The 13,974-nt window shown below is 68.0% G+C and carries 13 protein-coding genes and 1 pseudogene; 7 read left to right on the top strand and 7 right to left on the bottom strand.

Going from position 1 to position 13,974, the window contains the following annotated elements; translation table 11 throughout:
- Positions 1 to 28: 28 nt before the first annotated feature.
- Both CDN99_RS29755 and CDN99_RS16475 read right to left on the bottom strand, forming a co-directional pair.
- Positions 29 to 232 (bottom strand): annotated as a pseudogene (locus CDN99_RS29755) (hypothetical protein); the annotation flags it as partial.
- An 81-nt stretch (positions 233 to 313) separates the two neighbouring features.
- Entirely contained in the window at positions 314 to 946 is a 633-nt protein-coding gene (locus CDN99_RS16475; RefSeq protein WP_088385972.1) for a response regulator, read from the bottom strand.
- Positions 947 to 1,204: 258 nt separating this feature from the next.
- Between CDN99_RS16475 and CDN99_RS16470 the strand changes: the two genes are divergently transcribed.
- Positions 1,205 to 1,963 carry a response regulator transcription factor gene (locus CDN99_RS16470; RefSeq protein WP_088385971.1) on the top strand — a complete coding sequence of 253 codons (759 nt, stop codon included), beginning with the start codon at positions 1,205 to 1,207 and terminating at the stop codon, positions 1,961 to 1,963.
- A 243-nt stretch (positions 1,964 to 2,206) separates the two neighbouring features.
- A complete protein-coding gene (locus CDN99_RS16465) occupies positions 2,207 to 2,668 on the top strand; it encodes a hypothetical protein (protein WP_088385970.1) in 462 nt (153 codons plus the stop codon).
- 156 nt (positions 2,669 to 2,824) lie between these two features.
- On the opposite strand, the gene CDN99_RS16460 is transcribed toward CDN99_RS16465, so the two are convergent.
- The 3 genes from CDN99_RS16460 to mnmA all read right to left on the bottom strand — a co-directional run bounded on the left by CDN99_RS16460 (position 2,825) and on the right by mnmA (position 6,106).
- Positions 2,825 to 3,472: a response regulator gene (locus CDN99_RS16460; protein WP_088385969.1), complete on the bottom strand. Its 648-nt coding sequence runs from the start codon at positions 3,470 to 3,472 to the stop codon at positions 2,825 to 2,827.
- Positions 3,473 to 3,523: 51 nt separating this feature from the next.
- Entirely contained in the window at positions 3,524 to 4,789 is a 1,266-nt protein-coding gene (locus CDN99_RS16455; protein WP_158218861.1) for a sensor histidine kinase, read from the bottom strand.
- Between the two features lie 210 nt (positions 4,790 to 4,999).
- Positions 5,000 to 6,106, bottom strand: coding sequence for a tRNA 2-thiouridine(34) synthase MnmA (mnmA, locus tag CDN99_RS16450; RefSeq protein WP_088385967.1), 1,107 nt, complete (start codon positions 6,104 to 6,106; stop codon positions 5,000 to 5,002).
- A 238-nt stretch (positions 6,107 to 6,344) separates the two neighbouring features.
- Here mnmA and CDN99_RS16445 point away from each other — a divergent pair, with 238 nt between their 5' ends.
- On the top strand, positions 6,345 to 7,223 hold the full coding sequence (locus tag CDN99_RS16445) for a response regulator (RefSeq protein ID WP_088385966.1): 879 nt from the start codon (positions 6,345 to 6,347) through the stop codon (positions 7,221 to 7,223).
- Positions 7,224 to 7,373: 150 nt separating this feature from the next.
- On the opposite strand, the gene CDN99_RS16440 is transcribed toward CDN99_RS16445, so the two are convergent.
- Complete coding sequence (locus tag CDN99_RS16440; RefSeq protein WP_088385965.1) at positions 7,374 to 7,880, bottom strand: NUDIX hydrolase; 507 nt, start codon at positions 7,878 to 7,880, stop codon at positions 7,374 to 7,376.
- 216 nt (positions 7,881 to 8,096) lie between these two features.
- On the opposite strand from CDN99_RS16440, the gene CDN99_RS29645 reads away from it, so the two are divergent.
- A complete protein-coding gene (locus CDN99_RS29645) occupies positions 8,097 to 10,280 on the top strand; it encodes a type I secretion C-terminal target domain-containing protein (RefSeq protein WP_141100831.1) in 2,184 nt (727 codons plus the stop codon).
- A gap of 53 nt (positions 10,281 to 10,333) precedes the next feature.
- Here the strand turns inward: CDN99_RS29645 and CDN99_RS16435 are convergent, their stop codons facing one another.
- On the bottom strand, positions 10,334 to 10,828 hold the full coding sequence (locus CDN99_RS16435; protein WP_202820288.1) for a hypothetical protein: 495 nt from the start codon (positions 10,826 to 10,828) through the stop codon (positions 10,334 to 10,336).
- A gap of 205 nt (positions 10,829 to 11,033) precedes the next feature.
- On the opposite strand from CDN99_RS16435, the gene CDN99_RS16430 reads away from it, so the two are divergent.
- From CDN99_RS16430 to CDN99_RS16420, 3 genes are read left to right on the top strand one after another with little or no spacing between them, the layout of a single operon-like run.
- On the top strand, positions 11,034 to 12,149 hold the full coding sequence (locus CDN99_RS16430) for a Re/Si-specific NAD(P)(+) transhydrogenase subunit alpha (RefSeq protein WP_088386146.1): 1,116 nt from the start codon (positions 11,034 to 11,036) through the stop codon (positions 12,147 to 12,149).
- Between the two features lie 10 nt (positions 12,150 to 12,159).
- Complete coding sequence (locus CDN99_RS16425) at positions 12,160 to 12,510, top strand: NAD(P) transhydrogenase subunit alpha part 2 (RefSeq protein ID WP_088385964.1); 351 nt, start codon at positions 12,160 to 12,162, stop codon at positions 12,508 to 12,510.
- Positions 12,511 to 12,514: 4 nt separating this feature from the next.
- Positions 12,515 to 13,936 carry an NAD(P)(+) transhydrogenase (Re/Si-specific) subunit beta gene (locus tag CDN99_RS16420; protein ID WP_088385963.1) on the top strand — a complete coding sequence of 474 codons (1,422 nt, stop codon included), beginning with the start codon at positions 12,515 to 12,517 and terminating at the stop codon, positions 13,934 to 13,936.
- Positions 13,937 to 13,974 lie beyond the last annotated feature (38 nt).

Here is a 13,974-nt window from a genome sequence, read left to right as displayed (position 1 = left end):
TTCAACTTGTCCTCCTCCGTCGCGGCCACTGGCTGGAACGCCGGTGTCCACGACGGTCGTGCGCGATCACGCGGTAGCCGTGCTGGCCCAGGAACAGCATCTGGTCCTCCCAGGCCGATCGGCGCGGTCGCCGCCAAGGCCAGTGGGCCGCCCCGCGCGAGGAGGTCCCGGCGGGTGGGATCGGGACGCGACGGGGTCGGGAAAGGCATCGTGAGGATCTCCGGGGAATCACGGAATCCTATGAATCGCCGCGTGGTTCTTACAGCCGCGTTTGGTGCACGGGCGGCTCTCCCGTAAGAGGGAGGCCGGTCGGCTACAGGCGCAGCAGTCCGCGTTTCAGGGCCAGCACCACCGCGTGCGTGCGGTCGCGCGCATCCAGCTTCGCCAGGATGGTCTTGACGCGGGCCTTGATGGTGTCCTCGGACAGCGACAGCAGGCCGCCGATCTCCCGATTGCTGTGCCCCTGCGCGATGCGCTCCAGCACCTCGATCTCGCGGCTCGACAGCCGCTCGGCGCCCGCGTGCGCGGCGATCTCCTGCGCCACTTCGTTGGGGATCCAGCGGGTGCCGCGATGCACGGCCCGGATCGCCTCCAGCAACTCCGTCCGCAGCTGCGTCTTCAGCAGGTAGCCCGCCGCGCCCAGCTTCAGGGCCTGCCATGCCTGTTCGTCCGCCTTGAAGGTCGTCAGCACGATCACCTTCGCGCCGGGGCTCAGGGTGCGCAACCGCGACAGCGCCTCCAGCCCGTCCATCACCGGCATCTGGATGTCCATCAGGGTGACGTCGGGACGCAGCCGCTCGAAGGCCTGGATGCCCTGCCAGCCGTCGGCCGCCTCGCCCACCGGCGCGATGTCCGGCTGCTCGCCCAGCACCGCCGCGATGCCCTCGCGCATCAGCGGATGGTCATCGACCGTCAGGACTCGGATCGGTTCAATGCTGGGGGCCATGGGAAGGCGCGCGTGGGTTGGGCGGGCAAGGACCGGACGACCGGTCCGTCGCCAGGCAGGCTCCGCGCCTTCGGTGCGAGGGCCCGCGGCGAGGGTGCGGCAGGGTCCCGGCGATCATAGGCGGGGGTGCCCCGGCCGACGTCGCCCGAACGGGGTGGATACCCTTTCGGGTAGGGGCGTTCGACTCGACCGGGGCTTCCGTGTCCGGCAGCGGCTGCCGATGATCCCCGGCAGTTCAATCTGCGCAGGAGTCCCCGCATGTCCCACCTTCAGCGTCCGGATGCCGCCGTCGAGGCCCTTGTCGTCCACCGGAATCCGCTGCTGCGGGCGGGCATCACCGCCGCCCTGTCGTCCGTCTTTCGCGTGCGCGACGCCGGCAATGCCGCGTTGTCGACGACGGGGGGCCCGGACCGACCCCGTCTCGTGGTCGCCGACCATGACGGCGCGCTGCAGGCCCTGGGCGCGGCGACACGGCGCGTCTCGCCCGGGCCGACGGGCGCGCAGGCGCCGCAATGGCTGGTGGTGAGCCCGGCGATGAACGGTGGGCGTGTCCGGCTCGCGATGTCGGCCGGGGTGCTGGGTTACGTGCACGCGTCGTGCTCGCTGGAAGAGCTGTGCGACGCCGCGCTCGCCGTGGCGGCCGGCCGCCGTTATCTGTGCCGCACCGCGGCCGCCAGCGTGGCCGAAGGCTGGCTCGGCGACGCGCTGACGCCGCGTGAGCGCGACGTGCTGCGCATGCTGTGCCTGGGCCTGGACAACAAGTCCATCGGCCTGCGCCTGGGCGTCGCGGCCGGCACGGTCAAGACCCATGTGAAGACGCTGCTGCAGAAGCTCGATGCCCGCAGCCGCACGCAAGCCGCGACCGAGGCGCTGCGCCGCGGGCTGCTCGACGAGCCGACGTCGGACTTCGGGGAGCTCGCCGGCGATCTCCAGCCTCGGCGTGCCGTCGATCTGCCGGCGACCACCCAGCGCGTCGCGACGCGGTCGTCCCCGTTGCTTGGGTTGGCCGGCGCCTGAGCGGCGGCGTGCCGCAGGCCGCGGGAAGCGGTGGCCTGTCGGCGGGTTGGCTCGCGGAACTGCAGTTCTATCAATTCGCCGAAGACGTGGGCGGTCCGAATCGCTCGAATCGATTCACGTCGGCAACGGGTGCCGCAATCCGGCAACAACGACCCCTGGCCCCGTGAAGTCCCGGGGGGTCAGGGCAAACCCCGTTCCCTAGAATCCGCGACCTGGAGTTGTGTCATTCACGAGGGAAGTTTCATGAAGAAGTTCGCCGCGCTGTCCGCGCTTTGCCTGTCCTTGACCGCCGCGCTGCCGGCCTTCGCCGATCCGGCCCCGGTGCCCGACGCGGCCCAGGCCCAAAGCCTGCGCGACGCCGTGCGCAACGACCGCAAGGCGGTCGTGCTGAAGTCCCTGCAGCTGGACGAGGCCCAGACCAAGAAATTCGTGCCCGTCTACGAAGCCTACGAGCGCGAGCTGCTGGCGCTGAACCGCCAGTTCACGCGCATGTCGGTGGAATTCGTGTCGGTCGGCGACAAGCCCACCAATGCGCAGTCCAAGTACTTCTCGCGCGGCTACCTCGGTTATGTCGACGCCGAGCAGAAGCTCTACAAGAAGTACCACCCGCGCGTCGTGAAGGCCATCGGCGAAGTTGGTGCCGCCCGTTTCCTGAGCGTCGAGCGCCGCATCCGCGCCCTGCAGGACTACGACCTTTGGATTTAACTCGTAGCGTCAGCTGCGAGTTCCTCGGTCTCTCGGGGCGTAGCGAGCGGACGCCAGGCTAGGCGGACGGAGCGGGGCAACCGGAACGTACTTCCTGTACGTGAGGATTGCGAGCATCCGTCCAACGACGCTTGGCGTTCGCGCAGAAGCCCTGGCTCAGATCCAGCCGAGATCGATGGCGCGCAGGACGGCCTGGGTGCGATCGCGGACGCCCATCTTCGCGAAGACCGCGGAGCAGTGGTTCTTGATCACGCCCTCGCTGTTGCCCAGCAGCGCCGCGATCTCGGTGTTGCTGCGACCGCTGGCGACCAGCCTCAGCACCTGCAGCTCCTTCGGACTCAACGGCTCGGGTTCCGGCGTGGCGGCGAAGGCGCGCTCCACCGGCGCGCGCTCCATGCGCTCGGTCAGCAACGGCCGCAGCGCGGTCGATCCGCCCACCACGTCCCGCAGTGCCTGCACCAGCGTGTCCGGGCTGATCGCCTTCAGCAGGAAACCACGCGCGCCGGCCCGCACCGCCTCGTCGAAGGCCGACGCATCGTCGAAGGTCGTCAGCAGCACGACCGGGATCTTCAGCGCCCGCGCCGCCAACGCGCGGATCAGGCCGATGCCGTCCAGGCGCGGCATGCGCATGTCCGACAGGATGACGTCCGGCTGCTCGCGCGCCAGCAGCTCCAGCGCCTCCGCGCCGTCGGACGCCTCGCCCACCAGGCGGATGTCGTCGTGCAATGCGAGCAGCCCCTTCAGGCCCTCGCGCACCAGTTGCTGGTCTTCCACCAGCAGCAGCTTGATCGTGTCGTCGCTCATCTCGTCTCCTTGGCGGCCCTTGTCGGGCGCCTCTCCATCGATGCGGCGCGTTCAGGCACGCCGGGGGCAGTTCAGTTCGATCAGAAAGCCGGGGTGATGCCGCAGCACCTGCATCGTCCCGCCCAGTTCGGCCATGCGCTCCTGCATGCCCTTCAAGCCGTTGCCCTCGCGCAATTTGCGCGTGCCCCGGCCATTGTCGTCAACCCGTACCTGGACCTGTGAGCCGCGGTCCTCGATGCCCGCGGCTCCCTTGGGCGGATCCACCACCTCCAGGCTGACACGCACCCGCGTCGCGCCGGCATGGCGCACCGCGTTCGTCACCGCCTCCTGCACGCAGCGCAGCAGCGCATGCGCGCAGCGCGGGGTCAGGTCTTGCGCGACCGGGTCCAGCGCCAGCTCGATCTGCGTGCTGGCGATGCCGTCGGCCAGCGCGCGCAGCGCCGATTCGAGGTTGATGCGCTGGCTGTCGCGCTCGCGCGAGACCGCCGCCCGCACTTCCGCCAGCAAGCCCGCGGCGCCCAGCTTGGCCTTCTCCACCGCCTGCGCGGCGCCGGGCTCGTCGTGGCGCTGCAGCAGGGCCTCGCTGAGCTGCAGGTGCAGGTTGAGCGCGGTGAGGTGGTGGCCCATCACGTCGTGCAGCTCGCGCGCCATGTGCAGGCGCTCGGCGTAACGCAGCTGCTCGACCTGCAATTGCTCGCCGCTGCGCTTCTCGGCCAGCATGGCCTGGAACCAGCGGCGGCGCTCGGCCTCGGCGGCGGCCAGCCGGCCCAGGCCGAAGGCCATGCCGTGCAACGCCACCATCGAGGTCGCCAGCCCCAGGCTGTTCAGCCACCAGGGCAGGTCGGCCTGGACCTGTTCCAGGCGCTGGGCCTCGCTGGGGAGCAGCCAGTACAGCGCGATGTTGATCACCACCTGCGCCAGCGCGAAGAGGAAGGCGCGCCGCACGTTCAGCAGCAGCGCCGCCAGCACGGTCACCAGGAAGGGCAGGCCGGGCGTGACCAGCAGCGCCAGCAGGTCCAGCAGCAGCACGCGCGACAGCGCGTTGCGCGGCGGTTGGTCCAGGTGCTGCTGGCGCGCCAGGCGCCAGAAGTGCCAGGCGAAGAACATCACCAGCGCGAGGCAGGTGAGGACGAAGGGCGCGTCGTGGGTGTCGCCGCCGCGGCGGCGGTAGAGGCTGGCCAGGACGCCGTCGTAGGGCTCGGTGGGGTTGCCCATCAGGCCCCAGACCGCGGACGCCAGCTCCAGCAGGCAGATCGCCAGCGCGGCGATCCGCAGCACGAAGGCGGGCTGGGCGATGCGGGCGAGCAGGCGATCCAAGAGAGGGCGTTCCAGGAGTGACATCAGGGCAGACGGCCGCGCTCCGGCCACACGGATCCGCGAGCGTGCCACAAGGCGCCGCTGGCAGAAAGGTGCGGATTGTGGCGGGCCGCCCCGCGCGCGCCGGCGCCGATGCGACGAGCGCCCCGATCCTCGGGATGAACTGCCGCCTTCCCACGGCGACCGGGCGTCGCGCGGACGCCCGCCGCCTCAGGCGATCGCTTCGGCGATGACGCCACCGCCCAGGCAGACCTCGCCGTCATAGACGACGGCGCTCTGCCCGGGGGTCACCGCCCATTGGGCCTGCGGGAAGTCCAGGCGGATGCCGCCGTCTCCGGGGGTGAGGGCGCAGGCGGCGTCGGCCTGCCGATACCGGGTCTTGGCGCCGAAACCGCCGAAGGGGGGCGGCTCGTCGGTCCAACTGAGGTCCTGCGCGATCAGGCTGCGGCTTTGCAGCAGCGGGTGGTCGTGGCCCTGGACGACGACCAGCGTGTTGGTCTCCAGGTCCTTGCGGGCGACGAACCACGGCGCGTGCTCGCCGCCCCCGCGCGGCGCGCCCTTTTCCTTGATGCCGCCGATGCCCAGGCCCTGGCGCTGGCCCAGCGTGTAGAAGGACAGCCCGACATGCTCGCCCAGCTTGCGGCCGCGGTCGTCCTTGATCGGACCCGGCTGGTGGGACAGGTAGCGGTTGAGGAACTCGCGGAACGGCCGCTCGCCGATGAAGCAGATGCCGGTCGAGTCCTTCTTCTTCGCGTTGGGCAGGCCGATCTCCTCGGCCAGGCGGCGGACCTCGGTCTTGGGCAGGTCGCCGACCGGGAACAGCGTCTTGCGCAACTGCGCCTGGTTGAGGCGGTGCAGGAAGTAACTCTGGTCCTTGAGCGGGTCCAGGCCCTTGAGCAGCTGCACATGGCCGTCCCGCTCGCGCACCCGGGCGTAGTGGCCGGTGGCGATCTTCTCGGCGCCCAGGCGCAGGGCGTGGTCCAGGAAGGCCTTGAACTTGATCTCGGCGTTGCACAGCACGTCCGGGTTGGGCGTGCGGCCGGCCTGGTACTCGCGCAGGAACTCGGCGAAGACGCGGTCCTTGTACTCGGCGGCGAAGTTGACGTGCTCGATCTCGATGCCGATGACGTCGGCCACCGCGGCGGCGTCGACGAAGTCGATGTTGGAGGAGCAGTACTCGCTGTCGTCGTCGTCTTCCCAGTTCTTCATGAAGATGCCGACGACCTCATGCCCCGCCTGCTTGAGCAGCCAGGCGGACACGGCGGAATCGACGCCGCCGGACAGGCCGACGACGACGCGTTGCTTCGGGGAATTCATGGGGCCGCATTCTCCCAAAGGATGGCAAGGCCCGTCCCGCGAGGGGCGACTCGCGGCCGCGACGGCGCCCGCGCCACCGCCCCGCGCGCGCCGTCCCGGTCCCCCAATCCGTCGCCAGGCGGCCCTGTAGGTCATCGCCTGACACGGGTTTACGACGAGACGCACAGCGCGAGCCGGCAACGCTGACTCCCCGCCTCCAGGGGCGGGCAGGACACTGTTCGCAAAGGGAGTACCGATCATGAACGTCGTCATCGTTGAAGGTTCGATCACCATCCGGGCCCAGCTCCAGGCGCTGCTGGCGCGCGAGCCCCGGCTGCACGTGGTGGGCGAGGCGGCCGACGAGCGCACCGCGATCCAGGTGATCGCGCAGACGCAGCCGGACGTGGTGCTGATGGATCTGGCGCTGCAGCCGGGCAGCGGCCTGCGGGTACTGCGGGCGGTGCGTCAGTTGGGCGTCGGCGCCCGGGTGGTGGTGCTGAGCAACAGCTATTACGAGGAGATGCGGCGCGCCTGCGCGGAGCACGGCATCTCCGGCTTCTTCGACAAGAGCAGCCAGGCCGAGCGGGCGCTGGACCTGCTGCAGAGCTGGCTGCCGCCGGTGCTGTCGGACGAGGACGAACGGCTGGCCGCGGTCGACGCGCTGGACGTGCAGCCGCGGGTGCACGCGGCGTTCGACGAGCTGGCGGACCTGGCCTGCGACATCAGCGGCAGCGGCATGGCCGCGATCGGGCTGGTGGACGACGAGCATCAGCGGCTGATCGGCGTGTCGGGCCTGAACCTGCGGATGCTGCCGCGTGATCGCGGCTTCTGCGCCCATGTGATGCACCAGGGGCCGCTGATCGAGGTGGCGGACACCTGGCACGACGCGCGTTTCGCCGACCATCCGCTGGTGCAGGGCGCGCCCTACGTGCGCTTTTATGCGTCGGCGCCGCTGGTGCTGTCCACCGGCGAGATCGTCGGCAGCCTGTGCGTGATGGACCGCCTGCCGCGCCGGCTGCGCGAGCGGCAGCGCGAGGCGCTGCAGACCTTGTCCCGCTGCGTGATCAACGAGCTGGAAAGCTGCCGCCGCACGCCCCGGCATGTCGATCAGGCGATCAGCGTGGCGATGACGCTCTGACCGCACCCGGCCGGACCGGCAGGCCATGACGGACGGCGGATGGAGCTTGGAGCTTGGAGCCTTGAGCGACCGTTGACGCCGCTCAAGACCCGGACACGGCGGGCCCTCGATGGGCCCGTCGGTGTTTCCGGACGGCGGTCCGCTCGCGGCTCAGAGCGGCCAGGCCGTCGGCGCGTACAGCGACGGATGGGCGTAGAGGGCTTCCAGCGGGAGTCGGCGTCCGGCGGCGTGGTCCTCGATGCATTGCAGCACCAGCGGGCTGCGATGGCGCTGCTGGCTGGCGCGGATCTCGTCCAGCGTGAGCCACAGCGTGCGCTGGATGGGCTCGTCGAACGGCTGCCCGGGGATCTGCTCGCCGACGCTGCCGGTGAAGGCGAGGCGGACGTAGGTGACGTCGTCCTCGCGGCCCAGGTTGCGGTCTTCGCGCAGGAACCGGGACACGTAGACGCCCAGCCACGCCTCGGGCGTGAACGGCCGGGCGGTCTCCTCGAGCACCTCGCGGATGACGGCCTGCGCGGGGGATTCGGCCTGTTCGATGTGCCCGGCCGGGTTGTTCAGCAGCAACCCGTCGCGGGTGAGCTCCTCGACCATCAGGTAACGCCCCTCGCGCTCGATCACGGCGGCGACGGTGACGTTGGGCTTGAATCGTTCGGTCATGGTCCTTCCTGGGGGGCGACTTGTGCGGCGGGGCCGGGTCGCCTCGATGTGGGCGTGGGGCCGCATTGTGAGGGGGTTGGGCGACAAAGGCCCACTGGTCTGGCGTGAATGGGTGCCTGTCGAGTGCTTCGCAGTACCCACGGGCGGCTATTGCCTCGTGACGCGTGCGTTTGGAGACTCCCAGGTTTTCAACCCAGCGATGCGATTTCCTGCCCTATGAATGATTCGAAGCCAACACGGCCGGTGGCCGCTCAAAACCTTCCGCTCGATCAGGCGCACCGTCTGAAGCGCCCCGAGTTGCTGGCATCCGAGGCGCAAGCGGCACCGACGAGCGATGAGCAGCAAACGCAGGCAGCAGATGCCGCAGAACCCACACCGATGTCGCAGGAGGCGGCCCCCGTACCTGAGACATCGCCCGCTGCGGAGGCCGCGCGGACCGGGGCCGACGGGGGCGGCTCCTTCACGATGATCGGCGCGGGCGCGCTCGGTGTGCTGGGCTTGGCCGCGGCGGCCGCGGGTGGCGGTGGCGGTTCGAAACCTTCGAGCACATCTGCGATCGAGATGCCCAAGCCGGTCGTGCCGAAGCCCGATCATCCTCTGAAGCCCATCGATCCCACGACGCCAGATCACCCCGCGACCCCGGTCGACCCCACGACGCCAGACCACCCTGTGACTCCGGTTGAACCCACGACTCCGGTTCAGCCTGTCACTCCGACCGAACCCACGACGCCGGTTCAGCCTGTGACGCCGGTCGGCCCCACGACGCCAGACCACCCGGTGACGCCGGTTGAGCCCACGACTCCGGTTCAGCCTGTCACTCCGACCGAGCCCACGACGCCGGTTCAGCCTGTGACACCGGTCGGCCCCACGACGCCAGACCACCCGGTGACTCCGGTTGAACCCACGGCTCCGGTTCAGCCTGTGACTCCGGTTGAACCCGTGACGCCGGATCACCCCGTGACCCCTGTCGAGCCAACCCAGCCTCAGCTTCCGCTCGCGATCCATGCCTCGTTGCTCAACGACACGGGCGCGAGCAGCGTCGACAACTACACGAACGATGCCACGGTACTGATTACCGGCGTGGCTTCGGGGGCGAGGTGGCAATACAGCGTGGATGGCGGACACAGCTGGATTGATGGCCAAGGGGATCGCATCGCCAAAGAATCATTCGGCGGCGACGGCGCCAAGAGCCTCTTGGTCCATCAATTGAATGACGCCGGAATTCCTGGAGCGAACTCCGAATTGACGTTTGTGCTCGACACCACGGCGACGACGCTCTCAAGCAAGTTGTCGACTGTTCAAAATGGCATGAGATGGGGTGGGAATGGGGTGCTAACAGTTGACAACCTGGAGGCCGGCGCACACTGGCAATACGCCATGGGCAACATGGGGGCCCCTGTCTGGCATGACGTCAGCGGCGGCTTCAAAGATGGCCTTGATTTTGATAGTGCAAACACCGTACTGCTCAGGCAAGTCGATCTTGCCGGCAACGTTTCCCTATATGAACGAGTATGGGCGACCGTAGCTTCTGATTCAAATTCTGGGTATGTTCGCAGTGCGGATTATTTTACGATCCAGTCATTGGGTGGTTCTGGAAAATACTCTACGGATGGCGGAGATACTTGGTCTGACTTCAGTGAAGGTAAGATATATGGAGATCAAATATCAGCGCAGAATGGACTGCATACGATGATCGTTAGATCTGATATTGATCCGAATGCAATATCGGAAACAAGAGTTGACTTCACGCTCGACAAAGAAGGATTAAGGCCTGACGTCCACCTGAAGACGGATTCCGGCCCCGACGCCACCGACCGCATCACCAATGACAGCACCCTGGTGATCGATGGGTTGAAGGACGGCAATACCTGGAAGTACAGCGTGGACGGCGGCGCTTCATGGAAGGCCGGTGGTGCCGATCATCAAATCGCCGCAAGCGAGTTTGGATTCAACGATGGTGTGAAGAACGCTCAAGTCGTCCAGACGAGCGTGGAAGGCAAGGACAGCGCCATCCGTACATTTGAGTTCACGCATGCGTCGAATACTGTTTCCGTGGCTGGGGTTGGAACTGGTGGGACTCCGCTGCCTTTCATTTTCACGGAAGGAACGGATAAGCTGGTCGTGAAACCCGAAAATCGCGCCTTTTACCTGACCAACTACAATTGGAACGAGGGGGATGTCATTGACCTCAGCGAAGTGCTGCATGTTCCTGAAAACGGGAAAATTGAAGACTACATTTCCGTCGGAAGACTTGAAGATTATGATCGAGTGATGGTCACAATTAATGCGGGAGGGTTGGATTCAAAGAATCATGATAATCTCACTCTGGAGATTTATCCGGAAGGTCACCGTATCATGCCGGTTTTCATTATTTATGACGGCGGGGAAAAAGTAATCTGACTGTCCGCCAACTGAAAAACCCGACCTGTGGCCGGGTTTTTCTTTGGGCACGCTCAGCGCCGGTCGTGATCGCGCCCATCCCGGTTGTCGCGGTCACGTCCCGGGCCGCGGTCGTCATCCCGATCGTGGCCGCGACCGCGGTCGCGATGATCGCGGTGGTCGTCCCAATCCCGGCGACCGTCGGGGCGCCAGCGGTATTCCGTGTGCTCGCGTCGATATTGCGGCGCGTAGACCGTGCGATACCAGTTGTCCCGCACGAAATACACCGGCCGGCCGCAGGCGCCATACCGGCCGCAGTAACGGGACCAGTTGCGTTCATACCCGAGCGGCACGCGCAGATAGATCGGCGGCGGCGGGGTGCGCACGCGTTCGATGATCACCGGTTGCGCATAGATCAGGTCCGGCCGGGCGTTGCCGATGTTGATCTGCCCGTAGAAGCCCGGCTCGCCGATGCTCACCGACACGCCGACATCCGCGGCCTGGGAGACCGCCGGCGCTGCCAACGCGGAAACCGCCAGGGCGCCGCCCAGAAGCAGGGTCTTGATCATGATGAAGGACTCCTTCGGAACTTTCGGTCATGGTTCAACGGCAATCGATCGGCCTGCGTGCACCGGCTTACACAACTCCGAACAGCTTTGAGTTTTGTTGCGCGTGCGTATCGCCCAGGGGAAACCCCTGTCGCCCAGGCGCGTGCCCGGCGATGAAGCCCGGGTAAGCTGCCCCCGACCCTGACCCAGGATGGAGGAACTCCAGATGCTGATCGGTGTGCCGCAGGAAACCGCGGCGGGGGAGGCGCGTGTCGCCGCGACGCCGGAGACGGTGAAGAAGCTCGTTGCGCAAGGCCATGTCCTGCGCGTGCAGCAGGGCGCTGGCCTGGATGCCAGCGTCACCGACGAGGCGTACGCCGCCGCCGGCGCCGAGCTCGTCCCCCGCGATTCCGCCTTCGCCTGCGAGCTGGTGCTCAAGGTCCGCGCGCCCGACGTGCAGGAGCTGGCGCTGTTCAAGCCGGGTGCGGTCCTCGCCGGCATGCTCAATCCATTCGACCGCGACGGCCTGCAGCGCCTGGCCGATGCCCGCCTGACCGCCTTCGCCCTGGAGGCCGCGCCGCGCACCACGCGGGCGCAGAGCATGGACGTGCTGTCCAGCCAGGCCAACCTCGCGGGCTACAAGGCCGTGATGCTGGCGGCCTTCCATTACCAACGCCTGTTCCCGATGCTGATGACCGCCGCCGGCACCATCAAGGCGGCGCGCGTGGTGGTGCTGGGCGTCGGCGTGGCCGGGCTTCAGGCGATCGCCACGGCCAAGCGGCTCGGCGCCGTCATCGAGGCTTCCGACGTCCGGCCGTCCGTCAAGGAGCAGGTCGAATCGCTGGGCGCCAAGTTCATCGACGTGCCCTTCGAGACCCCCGAGGAACGCGAGGCCGCCGAGGGCGTCGGCGGGTACGCTCGTCCGATGCCGCCGAGCTGGCTGGCGCGCCAGCAGCTGGAGGTGGCCAAGCGGGTCGCGCAGGCCGACGTCGTCGTCACCACCGCGTTGATCCCGGGCCGGCCCGCGCCGGTGCTGGTCACCGAGGAGATGGTCCGGGCGATGAAACCCGGCTCCGTGATCGTCGACATCGCCGCGCCCGCCGGCGGCAACTGCCCGCTCACCGAGCCCGGCCGCACCGTGCGCAAGCACGGGGTGACGCTGGTGGGCGAAACCAACCTGCCGTCGCTGGTCGCCGCCGATGCCTCCGCGCTGTACGCGCGCAACCTGCTCGACTTCCTCAAGCTGGTGCTGACGAAGGAGGGCGGCTTCGCGCTGCCCGCCGACGACGACATCGTCACCGCCTGCCTCGTCGCCCACGAGGGCCAGGTCCTGCGCAAGTAAGGAGCCCCGCATGGATGCCGTCTCCCCCACCCTGATCAACCTGACGATCTTCGTGCTGGCGATCTACGTCGGTTATCACGTCGTCTGGACCGTCACCCCCGCGCTGCACACGCCGCTGATGGCCGTGACCAACGCGATCTCCGCGATCGTCATCGTCGGCGCCATGCTCGCCGCGGCGCTCACCGAGACCTCGCTGGGCAAGTTCATGGGCACCTTCGCCGTCGCGCTCGCGGCGGTCAACGTCTTCGGCGGCTTCCTCGTCACCCGGCGGATGCTGGAGATGTTCAAGAAGAAGGAGCGCAAGGCGCCCGCGGCCGAGGCCACGGGCCACGAGACCGGCAACCGCGCGACGAAGGGCTGATCCGATGTCGATGAACCTCGTCACCTTGCTGTATCTCGTCGCGAGCGTCTGCTTCATCCAGGCGCTCAAGGGCCTGTCGCATCCGACGACCTCCATCCGCGGCAACGTCTTCGGCATGGCCGGCATGGCCATCGCCGTGCTGACCACCGGCGCGCTCATCCTGAAGCTCGCGGGCGGGCAGCCGCTCGGCCTGGCCTACGTGCTCGGCGGCCTGGTCGTGGGCGGCGGCATCGGCACGGTCATGGCGCAACGTGTCGAGATGACGAAGATGCCGGAGCTGGTCGCCTTCATGCACAGCATGATCGGCCTGGCGGCCGTGTGCATCGCCGTCGCCGCGGTCGCCGAGCCCCACGCCTTCGCCATCGCCGCGCGCGGCGAGCCCATCCCCGGCGGCAACCGCATCGAGCTGGCGCTGGGCTGCTTCATCGGCGCGGTCACGTTCTCCGGCTCCGTCATCGCCTTCGGCAAGCTCGGCGGCAAGTACAAGTTCCGCCTGTTCCAGGGCGCGCCGGTGACCTTCGCCGGCCAGCACTGGCTGAACCTGGCGCTGGGCCTGGCGGCGGCGTTCTTCATCTTCGGCTTCTGGCATTCGCAAAGCTGGACGGACTTCCTGCTCATCACCGCGCTCGGCTTCACGCTGGGCGTGCTGCTGATCATCCCGATCGGCGGCGCGGACATGCCGGTGGTGGTGTCGATGCTCAACAGCTATTCCGGCTGGGCGGCGGCGGGCATCGGCTTCTCGCTCAACAACAGCATGCTGATCATCGCGGGGTCGCTGGTGGGCAGCTCGGGCGCGATCCTGAGCTACATCATGTGCAAGGCGATGAACCGGTCGTTCTTCAACGTGATCCTGGGCGGCTTCGGCGCCGAGGCCGGCGCGGCAGCCGTCGACGCGCAGCAGCGCAACGTCCGCAGCGGCAGCGCCGACGACGCGGCCTTCATCCTGGGCAACGCCGAGAGCGTCATCATCGTGCCCGGCTACGGCCTGGCCGTCGCCCGCGCCCAGCACGCGGTCAAGGAGCTGGCGCAGAAGCTGATCGAACGCGGCGTCACCGTCCGCTACGCGATCCATCCGGTCGCCGGCCGCATGCCCGGCCACATGAACGTCCTGCTGGCCGAGGCCGAGGTGCCCTACGACCAGGTGCACGAGATGGAGGACATCAACGCCGAGTTCGGCCAGACCGACGTGGCCATCATCCTCGGCGCCAACGACGTGGTGAACCCGGCCGCGCTGCAGAAGGGCAGCGCCATCTACGGCATGCCGATCCTGGAGGCCTACAAGGCGCGCACGGTGATCGTCAACAAGCGCTCCATGGCGGCCGGCTACGCGGGCCTGGACAACGAGCTTTTCTACATGGACAAGACCATGATGGTCTTCGGTGACGCGAAGAAGGTGGTCGAGGACATGGTCAAGGCGATCGAGTAGCAGACAGGGCACGAATCGGGTGTTCGCGGCCAGGGCCG

The organism is Roseateles aquatilis (assembly GCF_002205645.1).
GTDB classification, from domain to species: domain Bacteria; phylum Pseudomonadota; class Gammaproteobacteria; order Burkholderiales; family Burkholderiaceae_C; genus Roseateles; species Roseateles aquatilis.
Note: the sequence above shows the minus strand (reverse complement) of the source record. Positions and strands in the feature narration are given on the sequence as shown.

Coding starts and splice junctions, on each gene's coding strand:
- CDN99_RS16435 (WP_202820288.1), bottom strand. CDS start 10,828: ATGATCAAGACCCTGCTTCTGGGCGGCGCCCTGGCGGTTTCCGCGTTG.
- CDN99_RS16475 (WP_088385972.1), bottom strand. CDS start 946: ATGGCCCCCAGCATTGAACCGATCCGAGTCCTGACGGTCGATGACCAT.
- CDN99_RS16445 (WP_088385966.1), top strand. CDS start 6,345: ATGAACGTCGTCATCGTTGAAGGTTCGATCACCATCCGGGCCCAGCTC.
- CDN99_RS16420 (WP_088385963.1), top strand. CDS start 12,515: ATGTCGATGAACCTCGTCACCTTGCTGTATCTCGTCGCGAGCGTCTGC.
- CDN99_RS16465 (WP_088385970.1), top strand. CDS start 2,207: ATGAAGAAGTTCGCCGCGCTGTCCGCGCTTTGCCTGTCCTTGACCGCC.
- CDN99_RS16460 (WP_088385969.1), bottom strand. CDS start 3,472: ATGAGCGACGACACGATCAAGCTGCTGCTGGTGGAAGACCAGCAACTG.
- CDN99_RS16425 (WP_088385964.1), top strand. CDS start 12,160: ATGGATGCCGTCTCCCCCACCCTGATCAACCTGACGATCTTCGTGCTG.
- CDN99_RS16430 (WP_088386146.1), top strand. CDS start 11,034: ATGCTGATCGGTGTGCCGCAGGAAACCGCGGCGGGGGAGGCGCGTGTC.
- CDN99_RS16470 (WP_088385971.1), top strand. CDS start 1,205: ATGTCCCACCTTCAGCGTCCGGATGCCGCCGTCGAGGCCCTTGTCGTC.
- CDN99_RS16440 (WP_088385965.1), bottom strand. CDS start 7,880: ATGACCGAACGATTCAAGCCCAACGTCACCGTCGCCGCCGTGATCGAG.
- CDN99_RS29645 (WP_141100831.1), top strand. CDS start 8,097: ATGAATGATTCGAAGCCAACACGGCCGGTGGCCGCTCAAAACCTTCCG.
- mnmA (WP_088385967.1), bottom strand. CDS start 6,106: ATGAATTCCCCGAAGCAACGCGTCGTCGTCGGCCTGTCCGGCGGCGTC.